Here is a 15,560-nt window from a genome sequence, read left to right on the forward strand (position 1 = left end):
CATCGGGGCATCACGAATCACCGCGGCAGGCGCGGTAATCGGGAGAAAAATGTTGGTTAGAGAGGAAGGGACGCGCGGATGCTCGTGTAGTCCGGGCGGTCGCGCGGGAGACGGCATTCGACGCGGAACGTCGCCGGGACCAGCCGGTGGTCGGGGTTCAGGTCCGGGATCTGTTGAGGGCCGACCACCTCATCGATGGAGGCGATCATGGTGATGGAGCCGTCCTCATGGCGCACCGGGCCACCGTGAGCGAACGACAGCATGACCTGGCGCAGGTACTCCATGACCGCCCACGAATCCTGTCGTGTGGCGGTGAGGACACCTAGCTGGATAGCGGCAGCATCGAACAACCCGTCGGACCCCATCCCACCCCGGTATACCCGCACTACGGGCACACCGGCGTTGATGAGGTCAGTGACATCGTCGGGCAACCATGTGCAGGCGACGCCTTGCGGGGTCAGCAGGTCCAGGTATTTCTGGACCAGATCCAGCACCACAAGTTCGCGGTCGGGGAACCCGCCCTCATACCAGTTGGGGAACGTGATCACAACTGCCCCAACTGATTCAACACGATGTTGAGATCATGGGCGCCGACCTGGATTCCTGTGTTGCCGTCGTCGGTGCCGTACTCGTGGCTGGCCGCGTACGGCGCTTCCACGATCAGGCGGGAACACCACCGGTCACCACGACTACCGCCGATAAAAGTTTCGACCCGCGCCGACCGCGCCAGGCGGCCAGTACGTTTCGCGACGATCTCCCGGTACAGGGCTTGAGCGACCTCACCGCGTTCGAACATCAGTGAGCGCATCTCACCGGATTTGAGGATGCCGCCGACCGCGGGGTTCGGGGCGGGGATGTTGTTTTGCATCAGAACACCCCTTTCAGCTTCACGATCTTGAACCCGGTGTCCCACCCGGTCATTGGGTGGAGTTGATCCCATTGCGGACCACCGACGACCGTGTACACCGATTGATCGGTGCGGCGAATCCGATCGGTGCCGAGTAGGTCCGCGGATCTGGGGATGGCGAGGTTGGCGTGGACCGTCGAGGTGTCACGCCGCTGGTCGTCTTCCTGCACTGCCGCCCCGGCGTCCGACCCGGACCAGAACACGCACCCTTCGATGCTGTGGTGGACAGCGTCGGATCGGTCGCCGACCCGGTCACGGGTGGCGCGCAGCACCTCCACGGTTTCCCCGTATGGGGCGTTGATCGGGTTCACAGTCCCGGGCTCGTCATCGAGACGGCGCCGGACACATTGATGCCCAACAGTCCGAAGAGGGTGTCACGGTCGGTGTCGTAGATGTACAAGTTGCCGTTGGGGTTGCTGTAGGAGACCTGCGCGGTGAACGGGCCCATCGTCTGTTGGACTTGGGAAGCGCCGTCGTAGCCGCCGTTGGTCATGGACCGGCGGACCATCGCGCAGGACACGATCTTCAAGCCGTCGGCGAGCAGTTCATTGTCGGCCGCCAGGGCTTCCAGGTCTGCCGCGTAGGGCTTGAACCACGCCTTCAGCCAGAACGCCGCGTCGCCCAGCAGCACGGCGGCGCGTGCCTCCTCCTCCGGGGAGAGGGCACGCCAGCGTGCGGCCAGATCGGCGGACATGGCGAAGGCCATGGTGTCAGTTCTCCTTGCGGGCGCGTGCGGTCCGCGGCTTCGGCGCGGCCTCGGGTGCGACCGGCTCGGGCTCCTGGCCCAGCAGCACGTTGAGCCGGTCGAACCTCTCGAGGTTGTCCGGGTGCACATGGATGGTCGCGCCGCGGTCGGCGCTACGGTGTGCACCGTCACCGTCGATGTAGGCCATCGACCCGAGTCGGACGGTGCGCTCCACCCCGGACATCAGGCGGCCAGACCCGACAACTTGACGGCGTTGTAGGGGTTGGTCACCGCGAACACCGAACGGATCGACGCCTGAACCCACGAGGATTCAGTGGCGTCGTCGCGCCAGCTGACCGTCTGCAACGGCTGCTCGTAGCGCACCTGACCGACAGTGCCTTCCTGCACCGCATAGGCGGTACCGGCGGCGACCTGGTTCGACACGATCATCGACAGACCGTTGGCGGCCAGCACAGCTGGGCCGTTGCCCTGGTAGATGATCTCGAAGTTGGCGCGCTCCTGCGGATTCACAATCAGCAGGTTGTAGGTGACGCCCAATTCCTTGACCGCGGCGAGCTTTCGCAGGTTCGCGAAGTCCGCGGTCGGCATGGCTGCCGAGTTGGTGGTGGTCAACGTCAGCGCCGCCGCGTCCGCCCATGAGGTGGTGGTCATCTGCACGTCGGAGCCGATCGCGGTGATCGACGCCTCCAACTCAGCAAGCGCCCGCACATGCAACTGACGCGGTATGTCGTTACCGAGCTTGGTGGCTTCGGACTGAATCGCGGTGAGGTCGTTACGATCCCGCGCCTCATCGGTGACGCGGAACTTACCACCGAGCTTCTCGACCTGCGCGGTCTTCGGCTCGGGACGGTCGAATGTCACCTCGGGGAACTCGGCACCCGGCGCGACGCGCTGCGTGGCGCGAGTCGGGAACAGGTCGTTGGCGACGAGCTGGTTGTACACCAGAGCACCGCCAGAGACACCGCCACCGTTGGTGAAGATCCGTTCCGCGAAGTACTGCTTCAACGCCAGATCCGACAAGTAGGCGTTGATGCGGGTCGGCTCCTTCAGCATCAGGTCAACCGTGAGGTTGTTGCCCGAGACGGACGGAGTACCGAGCGGGTATTCCTGGCTGTACGGGGAATTCGCCATGATGGGTTACTCCTTCCTTACTGGTAGAGGTTGACGAAGACGGGGTTGTTGTTCGTGCCGGCCTCGACGGCCTGCCCGACGGCGATACCGGACGCGAGCGTCACAACCTTGCCGCCCGCGGCGATCTCCACCTGCGCACCCGCGGCGATGGCGCCGCCAGCGGTGACGGGCACGATGCCTCCCTTGATGACGGCTCCAACACCACCGGAAGCGATATCGGCGGTGGCCACACCGAACGCAGCACCCGCCGCAGTCGCAGGGGCGACCTTGATCAGACCGGTGGCGGCGTCGCGGCTGGCGGAGATGTTGACAAACGTGGAGCCCGTGACCGCAGCCGTGGCGAGAACAGTGACGTCTCGACCCGGCCGGAACAGGGGCTTGCACTCATTAGCCATGAGAGCCCTTTCCTAGGTTCGTTCCCGCGGCAACCACGCAGCGGGATATGAGTTGTCCACCGCAGGAGGTGGAGTGGGCGAGGCGCCGGGCCTCAACGATTCGACCGGCCGATCCGTAGGAGGCGGGGTCGTTTCCTTCACGCTGGCCTGCCGCAGCGCCGCGATACGCGCGCCGCGGGCGTCCAGCTCCTCCGGGGTACCTGACCCCAGCAAGTCCATGTCTTCCTCGGGGATACCGTGACGGATCGCAGTACGCACCCGGGTCAGCTCGGCCTCACGCTCAGCGGCGGCGGCTTCAGCTTGGGTGGCGCGCTCAGTCGCACGCTGAATCTCCGACTTTTGTGCTTCCTCAGCCTCGGCGTACTTCTGTGCCAAGGGTTCGACTTCGCGCAGTTTGGTGCGCCACCCTGCGGCTTCCTTGCGGAGCTTCGCGATCTCGGCCTCGTAGTCCTCGGCACCGCGCGCTGTCGGCTCGGCGACAGGCTCCGGGGCGGGTTCGGCCGTCACGATGGTGTCAGCTGGATCTGTCATTGTGTTTGCTCTCCTGGAGCTTTCGCGCTGCCGCCAGGGCAGCTGGTGGGTTGGCACGGACAGCGGCGACGAATGCATCGGTTGCGTCCGTACCGGTCAGTCCCTCGGTGGAGTCCTCCCAGAGCCGCTCGATCTCTTTGAGCAGATCTGGGTCCTTCTGCCCTCGACGGAACGCCCGGTTGAACGCGAGGCGGGGTTCTCCGTCGAGGCTGCTGGCGGCGATCCACAACCTTTCGAGGCGTTCGTATTCGGCTTGGCCTTCCCACGGCTGGCCGCGGCGCACCAAGACGGTCTCGCAATCGCAGTTGTCGTGGTATGCCTCGCCTAGTTCACGATTGCCACGCGGACGGCCGACTACCGATGTCGCAGATTTGTCGGACCGGTACACCGGCCCCCGGGAGGCGAGCATCGCGCAGAAGGCGCAGTTCTCGGCACCGGACAGCAAGCGCGCCCAACCGACTTCCTCGCCCGCGCCGTCGGCAGTATCGACAATCGCGTCCCGCCCCGCCTGCTGGATGTGGCGGCCCATCGTCACCGACACTCGGTTGACAACCTCACGCACCGCCGCCGGGCTCCGGGGCGCTGCAGTGACATTGACGCGTCTACGAGCTTGACGGCGGGACAGCGGATCCAACTCCGCCGGGGCCACCGTGACCCGCGCGCGCGGCGACGACACTCGTGCTGGCGGTTCGGTGGCGCGCTCGAGGACCGACACGACAGCCGCGACCGGATAGTCCCGTATCGGTGCCGGAGTTAAATGCGGATCGAACTCGCGGATTCGCGTGACAGCGGCTTCGTAGCTCTGCTGCCGATACGGCAAGGTTTCGCGGTGCAGCTGGACAGCGATTTGCTGGCGACGTTGCGGGGTGACCGGGACGCCCTGGGCGACGATGAGGCGGCGGATTACCCGACCGAGTGTCCTCGCCCACCGCCGCTGCAACGCGAGCAGCGCCGACAGCAGCATGGACTACGCCGGTACGTCGAGCGCGTCGGCGGGATCGACAGGGGGCACCGGCACAGTCGGTGCCATGTCCATCTGGTCGCGAGCCTGCTTGGCGCGCTCCACCTTCTCCCGCGTCCAGCCCGGGATGTCTTCCCAGAGCACTTCATCCGGGATACCGAGCATGGTCGCAAGTTTGCCGAGACCGTCAACGGTCTGGGCGAAACTCCGCGCGGTTTGCTCGCGCCACTTCACTTCGGATGCGAAGTCTTGTGCGGATTCGGTGTCGCCGACAATGTGCGCGCATGTGCGCAGCATCTGCTCGTAGGACTCGCCGAACGATGTTTCGATCTCCGATGCCTTGCGGTCCTTGCCCGCCTCAAGCCCGGCGAGGGTGGCCTCGGAGATGTTCGAGATCCCGTCGATGCCGAGGTTTTGCGCCGGAACCTGTCCGATCGCCGCGAGGTCACGGACAGCGGAGCCCTTGGAGTCGATGTAGTTCTTGAGGTCGGTGGCATCGAACTGTCCCACCTTGACCTGTGGATCCTTGAAAAACCATGTGTCCGACGCTGCTTGGCGGAGGGCTTCGCTCTGGTCTTTCGGGATCCAGCCCATCACGTAGCGCTGCTTGAACGCCGACCAGTATTGGGCGACCATCATTTCGAACGTGGTCTCGTCGATGCGCTCCTGGATCGTGAGCAGGGGCTCGATGATGCCGTACTGCTCCTCTCCGTCGAGCAGCATCCGGTCACGGAATCGCACGACTGGGCACACTCCGACACCGTGCGTGCGACCCTCGATGTACTCGAAGTTGCCAGCGTTCCAGTACATCGGATCCCGCCACCCGAGCGCCGAGGTGGGGACGTTCTTGACGCCGATGAAGTGGATGTTCGTCTCGTCGTAGAGACGAATCATTGGACCCTTCATCTCCATCGCCATGATTGGCCAGTCGTCATCGACCGGACCGCCGGAGCGTGGATCCCATTCCAGGCGTTCGCCGTACATGGCGGTCATCTGCCGAGGACTCACGCCGCGCAGATACGCCGCCGCCCCGTCTTCCCCGCCGGGTCGCATGCTAGGCAGCACGGTGGCGTAGCTGACCCCGTACTGGAGTGCGGCACGGTTGACGCCGGTTTGACGAGCGTCGAATGCATTGCGCTGCCACCACTCCCACGGAGGTGCAGTGTCCTGTCCGTTGCCGGACAGGTAGTTGTCGACCTTCATCGACTGCGAGTACTGCTCCAACATCAGCGGCAGAAAGTTCGTTTGCGATTTGCGGGCCAGGCCGATCAGCGGAGCCATCGGCCCCTCCGATGCGCTCGAGGTGACGCCCCGGATCTCCAGCGACTGTAACGCGCGTTCAGCCGTCCACGGCCGCATCGCCGCGTCGATTTTGTCCAGACGCTCCAGCTCGAACGTGCGCGGCCCCTGCAACATCAGGCGAACAGCGTCGATGGCCTGTTTCCGGTTCATCTCACCTCCCTCACACGAACATCGCTTCGTAGGTCATCTCTTGCCGGGGTATGGCCAACCACATTTGCCGCATCATCCGGGCGCCGACGGCTGCAACAGCCGCGTCGATCTTGCGGGCGGATTCGCGGTGCTCCTTGCCGAGTCCGACACCGAACTTGTTCGGCCGCCGACGCGCGTTATGCACGTGCTTGGCGAGCACCTTGTGTCCGTCGTGCCGGAACGACTGGCCAGTGACGTCGGTAGTGAACCGTTCCGCTGCCTCTGTGAACAGCTTGAGGTGGCGCGGGTTTCGCATATCCCAGATCACCGGGTGCGCGAAATCGCCGGTCTTCACCGCGGGCAGCTCCCAGGTTTGGATGCGCGCCCACTCATCAGCGAGAGGTTCCCAGAACCGTTCGCCGGTCTCGTCGTCGCGGGCGTCCGACGGATCCACCCACAGTCCGAGCGCATCCCACTTCTCACAGGCTTCCCGAACGCGGTGGTCGACGTCGTCCCGGTCCACGAGCCAGCGGCGCTTGCTGTCCCACCCGGCCGGCCGCTGCCAGACCCCGACATGGAACACAGCGCCGGTGTCGATGTGGCAGCCGATCAGCGCCGTCGCGTCATCAGACTTGGAGCCGTCGAAGAACAGCACCACCCGCTCTTCATCTGCGGGCACGGGCGTCGGCGGAGTGCCCAGCAGATCCCACGCTTGCGGGGTCAACCAGGCATCCGCAGCCGCGGTGATCTGGTTGAACCACTTGCGGCGTGACTCGCTCGGCGGGTTCGCCGGGTTCAAGATGGACTTGACGATTCGCCCGTTGGGGCGGGTGTCGAGCCAGTACGAGTCTCCGGCGATCGAATGCACTACCGCCGGGGCGGCTTCCGCGGTCAGTGGAGCATCCGGTGGGGCCTCCAGCGAGTCATACAACAGACCGAAATCCACCGTCGTCGGGTTCGCGCCCACTGTCGCGTCATACGCTTCGCGGGCGCGCTCGCCGACCGAATCCTCACCGGGCCGGTAGGCGTTGCAGATGTCGAGCATCCGCGCCGCACCACGCTCCGACTTCGCAGCGTTGCCTTCCAAGGCGCCGGCCATATCGTGGCCGCCGTTGGACGAGTTCCAGTTCTGCGTCTCAGCACGGATCACCAGAGTCGGACGCCCGCCCTCAATCGCCAGCGGCGAGGACGTCACAGCCTCGATCTGCCGAGTGTCGCCGAGCCCGTAGACGTTCAGCTTTCCGATCTGGATTCCGTAGTAGGCGCGCGTCTCCGCAGGCACCAGAGACGGAAACAGCTTCATCGTGTTCTTGGTCTGCTCTTGGCTGACCGCGATGATCTGCACCCACGCTGACGGTTCCTCGCGGCCGATCGGGCGCCCGCGCTTCCAGTGGTCGAAAGTGACCTCAGCGAAGCAGCCCGCCATACCCAAGCATGAGGCGATGGGATCTTTTCCCCATCCCTTCAGCCGCTGTAACACCGCCGAGTGGTACAGGAAATCGCCGGTCTCATCGACCGCGAAAAACCAGAGCACGAACCTGGTTTGCTCCGGCGTGAACTGCCACGGATGGCCGTGTTTGTCGCGCAGCCACTTTCCGCACCACGCCAGTACCCGCCACCCGAGGGTCAGTTCCGGTAGGACCCAGCCGTTTTCCCACTGCCACGTGGGGCCGATCTTCACCGGCTCCCACTCGAGATCCACCGGCGGTGCGGTGGTCCTCAGCTGCTCCTCGTACCAGGCGATGATCTCGGCGAACTCCGCTTCGGGAGTGGAGATCAGGGCAGCGGAGCGGCTACGCGCCACGCTTCGACCATCGGGCGTTCGCCGCGGCGCGCGCCTGCGTCGACCGGGCTTCCGATGTGTCGGTCTCGTCGGGAAGTTTCAGACTCCGCAGCAGCCCGGCGAGAGTCGCCCGGTGCTGACGAAGTTCAGAAATCAGGGGGTTGATCACCGGCTGCCCTTGGGATCCGCGGACAATCAGCTCGGCCGACTCCGCTGCTTGCTCCAACGTGTCGATCAGGTCGACCTCGCCGGCTGCTTCTCGAAGCACGCGCAGTTCATCCGGGCGCAGATCCCACTTGCCGACGACGTCGGTCCAGAGCTTGCGCCCGCCGGCCTTCAGCCCTTTCGGGAGTGGTTTCGATGCCATGTGACCTCCAGGGTCTCGACCGCCACCCGGGCGGCTGGCTTATCGAGCCGCCGCCAGCGGCCGATCGGCCTGGAGGTCAGCTCACATTGGACAGATCGGCGAGACACCGGACGGATCCGGCGAATTCGCGCTCGGTGACGGTGATGTACCGGCCCGTCGAGTACCGCTCGATATGCAGGCCATCGGCGTTGATGTACCGGCGGCCGCGGCCCTCGGGCATCCGCCCCCAGATGTGCAAGCCAGTACCGGACGGGGAGATCTCGATCCAGGTCGGCGGCAACTGCGCGAGGAACTCGGCTGCAGCTGGGGTCAATTCACCATCGACCAGGCAGTGATCCAGGTCGATACAGCCGATCCCATTGCCGAGTACATAGCCTTTGTGGGCGGCCGTCTTCACCCGCGACCAGGACGACCAGGTGCGCGCATCCGTCGAGGATGCGGCCTTGCCTGTGGGCTGGACCGGGGCTTTCGTCATGGGCCGCCACATCACCCAGCGGTCGCGGGTGCGCAGTGGGGCGGGCACGGTCTGCCGAGCACGGTGTGCGGCTACCCGGCACCGAGTCGAGCAGTAGCGCGGGGTCGGGCCCTTCCTCAGCGGTCCGAGATCACCTCCGCACCGCTCACAGACTCGCTTCATGCCAATGAGTCTACCAGGCAAATGTAACGAGTAAGGCCATTTCACCAGGCCACTTCCACTCCACCACCCAGGGGCTGAAGTGGGCTGGAAATCCGGCGGCGCTCTGACCTGCGGCAAAACGGACGACCGACGCACGCATGGTCTGAGGTGCTATGTGCTCCGCCCTTAGGTCGATCCGGATCGAGGGTCATCCCCCACCCATGAGGCGTCCGGGGTGGGCCTCGGGGGGACGACGGCGGCCGTGTAGTGCTCTACCCCGTGCCGACTCTGACCTGGTCTTGACTTCGTGGCAGTGGTCACACAGCACCTGCAGGTTGGTGTCGTCGCCTGTCCCGCCGCGGCGGACGTTGATGATGTGGTCAACCTGGTAGCCAGCGTCTCCGCACTGTTGGCATGTGCTGTTGTCGCGTTGCCGTATCCGGTTGGCTGTGGCTTGAGGTAGGCCGCGGTACCGGTCGGGGTTGCGGGACCAGGCCATGGGGTTGAATCAGGAAGCGGACAACGAGCCGACGAGGTCGGACAGGCCGTGGTATACAGCGAGCGGCAGCATGAAGTCGTTGTAGGACAGGATGGTCCAAAGCAGAGGCAGGACGGCGGCCATTGGCTTCCAATCAGTCAAATTCGGGCGAAACATACCGGCTGATCGAGTACGACCAGCAGTTTTGCCGTTCGGCGCGGATTCTTTACAAGGGGGCCGCAGCGCGCGTAGCTCCAGGCTGTGGGGAATGGAATGCGCACGCACTGCGGGGATTGTGGATTCGCGGTCAACTCACGCGACGCGCTTAGCGTAGCATTCCGGGCGTCCGTAACGGGTTCGTGCAGATCAGCACGCCTCAGCGTGTCGCTCCCGAATCGGCAGCGACAGATGCGCATCCAGCACATCGCCCACGAAATACAGCACAGGCCAATCGATACGCCACGGGCCGGGCACAGGGAGTATCCGGCCTGCTTCCTTTAGCACGTGGACCCGGCGTTTCGTGAGGTGCCGGTACTCCTCGCCCAACTCCTTTGCCAGAGCGGCGATCCCGGACACGTTGAGCATGAGCTTGCGGGCGCGGTCGATTCTGGCCTGGTCGACCGCATGGGGTCGCATGGGTGGGCACACGATCCACTCCGCTGCTTGCATGGCGTCCCGAATCTCCGGTAACGCTGTCTCCGAGCCTTCGGTCATGGCGAGAGCAACGATGTTGCGGTGCAGCCATTTCGCCAAGGCGGGAGTGGATGTCGGGCCGGTGTAGTCGATGTCCCGCTGCTCACAGGTGAGGCGCACCCAGCCGACGAGGGCGTTGTGTAGTTCCTCGGCGGCGTCTGCGGCAGCGACGTGGTATGGCAGGGGCTGCTCAGAGGGGCGGCGGGGTTTGCGGGAGCGCCCGACTTCCCCGAGGCGGGCCTGTTTGGTGACGGCGATACCGAGATCCAAGGCGAGGTCGGGTATTTCGCGGAGGAGTTCGCGGAGCAGCTTGAGTTCGTGGCGTGGGATGAACATGTGGTTGGGGTTGTCCATCGCGGCCACACGCACAGAACGGTTGCTCATAGATAGCTAGCTTAGCCAGTCGCGGCGAGGATCTCGAGTCGCGATCAACAGGCCACCACCACAGCGAGAGGCGACTTTCCCCGCTCCCGACCAAAGCGGCTACAGGAACAGTTCGTCAGTCATACGCTGCACGCAGACCCCTGCACCGGGGGCATCGCGAAGGAGGCTCAGAGTTGTCAGGTCCGAAACTTCACTACGGCGGCCAGGAATATCGGATGGCCCCGGAAGCCGTCGAGACGTTCGTCTCCCAGGTCGAACAGGCGATCAAGTCCGACAATGAATTCAATTTCGTCAAGGCCGAGTTAGCGGGCGGTGGGTCACTGTCGGTTGCCGTGTCGAAGTCCATTCCGCTCGCCATCGAGCAACCGGGCGAGGCAAAGAAGTCAAAGCAGAGGGTTGTCGTTCTCGGCTGACGGTGAGACATCTGAGGCGGGCGCCGGGATCTCAAGCCCCGGCGCCGTTGTAGCGGTTGCCGAGCCAAGTGCGACGGGGATGAGGCGCCAACGGCCGCCAAGGTCAGCTGGAGTGCAGGGTGAACACCACCGAATAGTCCACTCGCCCTGGCGCCGTGGTCGAACCGTTCTGCGCAGTGAACGCGCAGTTCGCGACGAGCCGGTACTGAGTGTCCAGCTGTAGCTCCGAGACGATCGAATGCCACTGATAGTCCGACGGGACCGCCGGGTGATGATCCGAATATCCGCGCTTGCCTTCCACGTAAGCGCCACACGCCATGTCGCCGAGGACGATCGCGCGTACCGACTCCGACAAGCGTAGCGACCAAATCAACTGGTGGCCGCGGGAAGCGGTGTTGTATCGAGCGTCAGCGGTGAAAACGCCGTGGGTGCCGTCGTACCGGTAGGAGGTGCTGGTGGGCGTGAAGTCTGCCTGCCCGGGTTTGGCGTGAGCGGGCGCCGCCGTGAAAACGGCTACCGCTGCCAGGATGACGGCAGCGATCTGCGGATACGCGAAGCGCGGCATGTGAAGTCCCCCTGCGGTGTGTGGTCGATATCGACGTCGACCGGCATATCGATGGTGATGGTGTCGAAGGTTTCGTCATCGAATGCGGAGTAGTGAAACCACACCAAAGTCCCCGAGGTGGTTTCGATGACGCCGGTTGCCCGGTCCGGGTTCCAACGCCAAACGCTTCCGCGGTCGAGCGTGGGCTGATCCGGACTGCTCGTCATCAAGTTCTCCTTGTCGGTCTCGGATCTATTGTCTTGCAACCGGGTTCGCGTGTCAGAGGATTCACACAACTAAGGCCATCCGGTGATCTCGAGTCAGCTGGAATGCGGCTGGGGCGGGGTCCAATCGCTTGCCACTGGTCAGCGCGGCTGCGCATTGGGTGGCACGTCGCGCGGGCGATCAGATCATCTCGAGTCATCGGCAGTCGCTGCCTTTCGGTGTGTCGTTGCCGTAGATTTGGGCGATGCAATTCGATGATGCGAACCGAATTCGTGCCCGCTGGGAGGCTGACGGTCGGCCAGCTTGCGACCCCCACCAACTGGTGCGGGAGTACCATTTAGGGATGAGTACCGGCGATAAACGGTGCGGCAAATGCGGTGCCACGTTCCTCAACGGTGAAGACATCTCACCGAAATAGCGAGGCATTTCAGGTATCGACAGACGGCCAGTAGGTGGCGTTTGTCTTAGGTTCCGCCTGCTCTCGGCGGTGTCCTCGGATTTCATGCGATCACCACCCACGCCCAATTTTAGTAGGTCACAAGGCATTTCATGGCTCACGACTCCTCCTCTGGTCGTTGGCCGGTGATCAGAGCAACCAGATCCCGGACGGTCATCAGGACGTACTGCGCGCCAGGATCACTCACGCCCCGACGCTTCGCCACCACCACGCCGGCGAGCGCATCGGCGCGGCGCCGACCGCGCGGCGCTGTCTCCGCGCAGTCACGCTGACCATTGTCTCGAGAGTCGATGCCGTCGTGGCCCTGGTCATCGCATACCAGCTACTCGAGTGAAGGTTGCTGTAGTAGCCATTGCCGGTAGGTTTCGTGCCGGAACTGGTAGGCGGTGCCGTTCACACGTAGCAATCCATTGCGGCGAGCCCAGTCCAGGAACACTGTGGGCCGGACCGAGAACGCCTTGGTCGACCGGAAGATAAGGGTTGCGGCGAAGAATCGTCCAGCTGCGCGGCCGACCATGAGTCCGACCATGGTCCCGTAAGCCAGTCCGGCGGCGAGCCCCTGAGCAGGCCCGGTATAGAACGAGTACACGGGCATCAAGATGAGTCCGGCTACGAGCCCGAAGATGAGTCCGATAAGAGCTGCGGCTCGGGTGTCTCCGTAGATCAGTTGCCTCTCATCGACCACGACGCGTAACTGGCTGTTGGCGTCGACCTTGAACCCGGCCACGACGCCGTACACGAGCCCGAACACAAGCCCGAACAGGAGCCCACATACAAGTCCGAACAGGAGTCCGAACACGATCCAGAACACGGGATGAGGTGCGAGTTGGGGATCGAATCCGAATTTCACCGCGCAAATCACCCCGAAAATCACGCCGAAAATCAGCCCGACTACGAGCCCACGTTTGAGCCCTGACACAAGCTTCGGCCATCTGGAACGTTCAGGCACGCCCCATACCATCCAAGTCGCCGGAGGAGACTTGACGAGCCCGACCACGAGCCCGGACACGAGCGGGAGTGCGTACGCGGACATGAGCCCGGACATGAGTTCGCTCGGGATAGCGTGTACGAGCCCGTACACGATGCCCTTCGCCATCCCGTGTTTGATGCCGTACTCGACCCCGATCACGGTCCCGGATACAAGCCCGAACAGAAGCCCGAACGAAATAATGGTGATGATGCCGACGGTGAGTCCGTGCAGGATGCGACATCGGGTGGTACCCGCGATTTCCCAAATCTCGTCGAGGCGGATTCCGGTACCGTCGCGTCCGGTGCTGCGGCGTTGTTCGAGGCGCCGGGCCAGTGACTGCATCCAGGCGTGGACATTGGCGTCGGTGTAGTTGCGGTATTGCTTTTTCTGTTTGAGACCGACGACCGCTGCGGGGATTTGGGCGGCGAACAGGAGGTTCTCAAGGGCGTCGGGGGTGGTGCAGCTGGTGAGCTGGTCAGCGATGCCAGGGGCAGGGCGAGCAATGCCGGCAGGGTGCAGGGCATTGATGGCGAGGCTAAGCATCCAAGGGGTGTGTAGTGCGGTTGCCAGGGCTCCGTCCGGTTCGGTTGCGATGTGGGTGATGACCTCGGACCATGCCTCGCTAGTAGGGTTGATGTCATCGCGAAAGTTGGTGAGGTAGCGCCTGATTCGGTCGGTTGACAGTGGTTGCAAGGTGACGGTTTCGGCGGCGTGCAGCCCGTTGTCTGCACCCAGGTGCGACAGTTGAAGGAACTCGGTGGTGCGGCACACGACGACAACTGGTTCGCTGCGCCAGGCAGTGTTGAGCTGATCCAGTAGCGCGCGGCCCCTCGATCCTTGACTGTCGGGAGTATCCATTTCATCGAGGCCGTCGATCACAGGCAGGATCAACCCGTCCTCGACCAACTTTCGTGCCAGCACCGGCCGCAGCTTGGGGTAGTCGTAGCCGAGCCGGGTGGTCAACCAGCTGGAGAAATCCTGCGTGCCGTCCCACCCCGAGGCGTTGACCCGCACAGGGACCGGTTGCACAGCACGCAGTGCATCGGCCAAGCCCCGGCGCGTGCCTAAGAGTCCCAGCACCAGGTGGATCGCGGCGACGGTTTTGCCGCTTCCGGGTTCACCTAGGACGACCAGGCGTGGGAGTGATCTGTCGAGTCGATCGTAATAGGCCGCGATGTTGGAGACATCGGCCGCTACAGCCGGTCGCGATCGCGAGGTCGTGGTGAAACCGACGCGCATGAATGTTCCTGGACCTCCCCGCAGGTCCTCACGTAGACGTCGTTCCTTGTTGTAAACCGCCGTGGCTAATTCATCGGCCCACGCCGCGACCGATGCCCTGTCTGTGGGGGGTCTCCACCACCGCCACAACGACATCGACGGTTGGACCAATGCCTTACCCACCCCACCCGCAACTGCTGTCTCCACACCCGACATGCGCAATAGCCTGCCACCCTTCGCATGTCGGTGCACTGTTATTGCCTGAGACCCCCAATTTGACTAGGCCGCAGTATATTTCAGGTGGACTCGTCGGGGCGGTGGCCCGTCAGCAACGCTACGAGATCCCGCACCGTCATCAGCACGAATTGCGCACCGGGGTCAGTAATTCCCCGACGCTTGGCCACCACTGCGCCGACGAGGGCGTCATCGTTCCCCCGCTCTTTCTCCGCCTCGCAGATCCACGGGCCGGGCTGGAGTCGGCCGCCGTAATCCTTTGCCTCGAGGACGGTCCGGCCGCCGCCTGGTGCGCGGATGCCGGAGAAGTCCCCACGGTCGAGAGCACCGTTGCGGGCAGGTCTCTCGATGCGGTCGTCAACGCGCTCAGCGAGGTAGGCGGCGATGGAGGTTTCGAATCGGGTGCCCGCCGCTTTGGCGCTGGCACGAGAGCGGGTCACTCGGACACCTCCCAGGCTGTGACGTACCGCCGCTCGCTGCCGTAGACAGGCAACGTCGATCGGGATCCATCCCTGTGGGTCCACTGCACGCCCCCGTCAACAGCTCTCGTCTCCACCCCAGTCGGCAGTAGACCGGCTGCGGCGAGAGCGTCGACGAACGGCACCGCCCTGGGGTGATACTCGGCCCGCCAGTCGTCGGCGGGATGCTCAGCGTATGGATCGTCCAGCTCGAGCAGCTGCCACGCGATGACCTCGATTGCCTCGGCCCTGATCTCCTCCGGGGTCATTGGTCTGCCTCAGCTCGCTCGATCCGCAACGGATGGACACGCCCATCCTCGAAGCACGGGCCCGGGGGTAGCGCTCCGCATGTCGGGCAAGCCACTGTCGACGCCAGGTAGTTCGTCAGGCCAGCGAAGGCGTCGATGAACTTGTCCGCCTCCTCGGGGGTCATGACTGCACCTCCCCGCACGGCCACCACGTAGTCGTGGTAGTGCAGCGACAGCCCTCGACGTGATCCTCAGTGCGCCCGTCGATACGCAGGGTGTCCGTGTCATATTCGCGGCCGAGCGTGATCATGAGGGCGCTCACGGCTGTACCTCCCGGACCAAACTGGAACACGTTCGGGCTTGGACCTGCGGCGACACGGAGACCTTAATTCCGGCCGCGATAATATCGA

At 64.2% G+C, this 15,560-nt stretch carries 24 protein-coding genes; 2 read left to right on the forward strand and 22 right to left on the reverse strand.

Features of this window, described 5'->3' with window-relative positions:
• Positions 1–56: 56 nt before the first annotated feature.
• The 16 genes from LKE06_RS26785 to LKE06_RS26860 form a co-directional block, all read right to left on the reverse strand.
• A complete protein-coding gene (locus LKE06_RS26785) occupies positions 57–548 on the reverse strand; it encodes a phage tail termination protein (protein WP_228002140.1) in 492 nt (163 codons plus the stop codon).
• Positions 545–868 carry a hypothetical protein gene (locus tag LKE06_RS26790; RefSeq protein WP_228002141.1) on the reverse strand — a complete coding sequence of 108 codons (324 nt, stop codon included), beginning with the start codon at positions 866–868 and terminating at the stop codon, positions 545–547. Before LKE06_RS26790 ends, LKE06_RS26785 begins: the two co-directional genes overlap by 4 nt.
• Positions 868–1,218 (reverse strand): hypothetical protein, encoded by a 351-nt coding sequence (locus LKE06_RS26795; protein WP_228002142.1) that lies wholly within the window; start codon positions 1,216–1,218, stop codon positions 868–870. The genes LKE06_RS26790 and LKE06_RS26795 overlap by 1 nt, the downstream gene beginning before the upstream one ends.
• Positions 1,215–1,613 (reverse strand): Gp19/Gp15/Gp42 family protein, encoded by a 399-nt coding sequence (locus LKE06_RS26800; protein ID WP_228002143.1) that lies wholly within the window; start codon positions 1,611–1,613, stop codon positions 1,215–1,217. Before LKE06_RS26800 ends, LKE06_RS26795 begins: the two co-directional genes overlap by 4 nt.
• Positions 1,614–1,617: 4 nt before the next feature.
• Positions 1,618–1,800: a hypothetical protein gene (locus LKE06_RS26805; protein ID WP_228002144.1), complete on the reverse strand. Its 183-nt coding sequence runs from the start codon at positions 1,798–1,800 to the stop codon at positions 1,618–1,620.
• Positions 1,801–1,835: 35 nt separating this feature from the next.
• The gene (locus tag LKE06_RS26810; RefSeq protein ID WP_228002145.1) at positions 1,836–2,744 is read right to left on the reverse strand and encodes a major capsid protein; all 909 of its coding nucleotides are present in this window, start codon (positions 2,742–2,744) and stop codon (positions 1,836–1,838) included.
• 17 nt (positions 2,745–2,761) lie between these two features.
• Entirely contained in the window at positions 2,762–3,139 is a 378-nt protein-coding gene (locus tag LKE06_RS26815) for a capsid cement protein (RefSeq protein ID WP_228002146.1), read from the reverse strand.
• A gap of 12 nt (positions 3,140–3,151) precedes the next feature.
• Complete coding sequence (locus LKE06_RS26820; protein ID WP_228002147.1) at positions 3,152–3,670, reverse strand: ATP synthase subunit B family protein; 519 nt, start codon at positions 3,668–3,670, stop codon at positions 3,152–3,154.
• Positions 3,654–4,634, reverse strand: coding sequence for a VG15 protein (locus LKE06_RS26825; protein ID WP_228002148.1), 981 nt, complete (start codon positions 4,632–4,634; stop codon positions 3,654–3,656). Before LKE06_RS26825 ends, LKE06_RS26820 begins: the two co-directional genes overlap by 17 nt.
• Positions 4,635–4,637: 3 nt before the next feature.
• Positions 4,638–6,083 (reverse strand): phage portal protein, encoded by a 1,446-nt coding sequence (locus tag LKE06_RS26830; protein WP_228002149.1) that lies wholly within the window; start codon positions 6,081–6,083, stop codon positions 4,638–4,640.
• Between the two features lie 10 nt (positions 6,084–6,093).
• Complete coding sequence (locus tag LKE06_RS26835) at positions 6,094–7,866, reverse strand: terminase large subunit domain-containing protein (protein ID WP_228002150.1); 1,773 nt, start codon at positions 7,864–7,866, stop codon at positions 6,094–6,096.
• On the reverse strand, positions 7,856–8,212 hold the full coding sequence (locus LKE06_RS26840) for a hypothetical protein (protein ID WP_228002151.1): 357 nt from the start codon (positions 8,210–8,212) through the stop codon (positions 7,856–7,858). Before LKE06_RS26840 ends, LKE06_RS26835 begins: the two co-directional genes overlap by 11 nt.
• 76 nt (positions 8,213–8,288) lie before the next feature.
• Complete coding sequence (locus tag LKE06_RS26845) at positions 8,289–8,849, reverse strand: bifunctional DNA primase/polymerase (protein WP_372477433.1); 561 nt, start codon at positions 8,847–8,849, stop codon at positions 8,289–8,291.
• A 187-nt stretch (positions 8,850–9,036) separates the two neighbouring features.
• Positions 9,037–9,327 carry an HNH endonuclease gene (locus LKE06_RS33370; RefSeq protein WP_228002152.1) on the reverse strand — a complete coding sequence of 97 codons (291 nt, stop codon included), beginning with the start codon at positions 9,325–9,327 and terminating at the stop codon, positions 9,037–9,039.
• A gap of 9 nt (positions 9,328–9,336) precedes the next feature.
• Positions 9,337–9,591: a hypothetical protein gene (locus tag LKE06_RS26855; RefSeq protein WP_228002153.1), complete on the reverse strand. Its 255-nt coding sequence runs from the start codon at positions 9,589–9,591 to the stop codon at positions 9,337–9,339.
• An 81-nt stretch (positions 9,592–9,672) separates the two neighbouring features.
• Entirely contained in the window at positions 9,673–10,383 is a 711-nt protein-coding gene (locus tag LKE06_RS26860) for a hypothetical protein (protein ID WP_228002154.1), read from the reverse strand.
• A gap of 215 nt (positions 10,384–10,598) precedes the next feature.
• Here LKE06_RS26860 and LKE06_RS26865 point away from each other — a divergent pair, with 215 nt between their 5' ends.
• On the forward strand, positions 10,599–10,796 hold the full coding sequence (locus tag LKE06_RS26865) for a hypothetical protein (RefSeq protein WP_228002155.1): 198 nt from the start codon (positions 10,599–10,601) through the stop codon (positions 10,794–10,796).
• Positions 10,797–10,899: 103 nt separating this feature from the next.
• Here LKE06_RS26865 and LKE06_RS26870 read toward each other — a convergent pair whose 3' ends face one another.
• Positions 10,900–11,361 (reverse strand): hypothetical protein, encoded by a 462-nt coding sequence (locus tag LKE06_RS26870; RefSeq protein WP_228002156.1) that lies wholly within the window; start codon positions 11,359–11,361, stop codon positions 10,900–10,902.
• Positions 11,310–11,567, reverse strand: coding sequence for a hypothetical protein (locus tag LKE06_RS26875; protein WP_228002157.1), 258 nt, complete (start codon positions 11,565–11,567; stop codon positions 11,310–11,312). The genes LKE06_RS26870 and LKE06_RS26875 overlap by 52 nt, the downstream gene beginning before the upstream one ends.
• A 573-nt stretch (positions 11,568–12,140) precedes the next feature.
• Here LKE06_RS26875 and LKE06_RS26880 point away from each other — a divergent pair.
• Entirely contained in the window at positions 12,141–12,356 is a 216-nt protein-coding gene (locus tag LKE06_RS26880) for a hypothetical protein (protein WP_228002158.1), read from the forward strand.
• Here the strand turns inward: LKE06_RS26880 and LKE06_RS26885 are convergent.
• The 4 genes from LKE06_RS26885 to LKE06_RS33485 all read right to left on the reverse strand — a co-directional run bounded on the left by LKE06_RS26885 (position 12,345) and on the right by LKE06_RS33485 (position 15,335).
• Positions 12,345–14,231: an NACHT domain-containing protein gene (locus tag LKE06_RS26885; RefSeq protein WP_228002159.1), complete on the reverse strand. Its 1,887-nt coding sequence runs from the start codon at positions 14,229–14,231 to the stop codon at positions 12,345–12,347. The genes LKE06_RS26880 and LKE06_RS26885 overlap by 12 nt on opposite strands.
• A 275-nt stretch (positions 14,232–14,506) precedes the next feature.
• Positions 14,507–14,884 carry a hypothetical protein gene (locus LKE06_RS26890; protein ID WP_228002160.1) on the reverse strand — a complete coding sequence of 126 codons (378 nt, stop codon included), beginning with the start codon at positions 14,882–14,884 and terminating at the stop codon, positions 14,507–14,509.
• Complete coding sequence (locus tag LKE06_RS26895; RefSeq protein ID WP_228002161.1) at positions 14,881–15,171, reverse strand: hypothetical protein; 291 nt, start codon at positions 15,169–15,171, stop codon at positions 14,881–14,883. The genes LKE06_RS26890 and LKE06_RS26895 overlap by 4 nt, the downstream gene beginning before the upstream one ends.
• Positions 15,168–15,335 (reverse strand): zinc finger domain-containing protein, encoded by a 168-nt coding sequence (locus tag LKE06_RS33485; RefSeq protein ID WP_443678138.1) that lies wholly within the window; start codon positions 15,333–15,335, stop codon positions 15,168–15,170. Before LKE06_RS33485 ends, LKE06_RS26895 begins: the two co-directional genes overlap by 4 nt.
• Positions 15,336–15,560: the final 225 nt, after the last annotated feature.

It is taken from the genome of Nocardia australiensis (assembly GCF_020733705.1).
In the GTDB taxonomy this organism is placed as follows: Bacteria; Actinomycetota; Actinomycetes; order Mycobacteriales; family Mycobacteriaceae; genus Nocardia; species Nocardia australiensis.

Bases quoted from the DNA above. Each gene is read 5' to 3' on its own strand.
- LKE06_RS26790 (WP_228002141.1), bottom strand. From the start codon at position 868: ATGCAAAACAACATCCCCGCCCCGAACCCCGCGGTCGGCGGCATCCTC.
- LKE06_RS26800 (WP_228002143.1), bottom strand. From the start codon at position 1,613: ATGGCCTTCGCCATGTCCGCCGATCTGGCCGCACGCTGGCGTGCCCTC.
- LKE06_RS26805 (WP_228002144.1), bottom strand. From the start codon at position 1,800: ATGGCCTACATCGACGGTGACGGTGCACACCGTAGCGCCGACCGCGGC.
- LKE06_RS26810 (WP_228002145.1), bottom strand. From the start codon at position 2,744: ATGGCGAATTCCCCGTACAGCCAGGAATACCCGCTCGGTACTCCGTCC.
- LKE06_RS26815 (WP_228002146.1), bottom strand. From the start codon at position 3,139: ATGGCTAATGAGTGCAAGCCCCTGTTCCGGCCGGGTCGAGACGTCACT.
- LKE06_RS26820 (WP_228002147.1), bottom strand. From the start codon at position 3,670: ATGACAGATCCAGCTGACACCATCGTGACGGCCGAACCCGCCCCGGAG.
- LKE06_RS26825 (WP_228002148.1), bottom strand. From the start codon at position 4,634: ATGCTGCTGTCGGCGCTGCTCGCGTTGCAGCGGCGGTGGGCGAGGACA.
- LKE06_RS26830 (WP_228002149.1), bottom strand. From the start codon at position 6,083: ATGAACCGGAAACAGGCCATCGACGCTGTTCGCCTGATGTTGCAGGGG.
- LKE06_RS26840 (WP_228002151.1), bottom strand. From the start codon at position 8,212: ATGGCATCGAAACCACTCCCGAAAGGGCTGAAGGCCGGCGGGCGCAAG.
- LKE06_RS26845 (WP_372477433.1), bottom strand. From the start codon at position 8,849: ATGAAGCGAGTCTGTGAGCGGTGCGGAGGTGATCTCGGACCGCTGAGG.
- LKE06_RS33370 (WP_228002152.1), bottom strand. From the start codon at position 9,327: ATGGCCTGGTCCCGCAACCCCGACCGGTACCGCGGCCTACCTCAAGCC.
- LKE06_RS26860 (WP_228002154.1), bottom strand. From the start codon at position 10,383: ATGAGCAACCGTTCTGTGCGTGTGGCCGCGATGGACAACCCCAACCAC.
- LKE06_RS26865 (WP_228002155.1), top strand. From the start codon at position 10,599: ATGGCCCCGGAAGCCGTCGAGACGTTCGTCTCCCAGGTCGAACAGGCG.
- LKE06_RS26870 (WP_228002156.1), bottom strand. From the start codon at position 11,361: ATGCCGCGCTTCGCGTATCCGCAGATCGCTGCCGTCATCCTGGCAGCG.
- LKE06_RS26875 (WP_228002157.1), bottom strand. From the start codon at position 11,567: ATGACGAGCAGTCCGGATCAGCCCACGCTCGACCGCGGAAGCGTTTGG.
- LKE06_RS26885 (WP_228002159.1), bottom strand. From the start codon at position 14,231: ATGCGCGTCGGTTTCACCACGACCTCGCGATCGCGACCGGCTGTAGCG.
- LKE06_RS26895 (WP_228002161.1), bottom strand. From the start codon at position 15,171: ATGACCCCGGAGGAGATCAGGGCCGAGGCAATCGAGGTCATCGCGTGG.
- LKE06_RS33485 (WP_443678138.1), bottom strand. From the start codon at position 15,335: ATGACCCCCGAGGAGGCGGACAAGTTCATCGACGCCTTCGCTGGCCTG.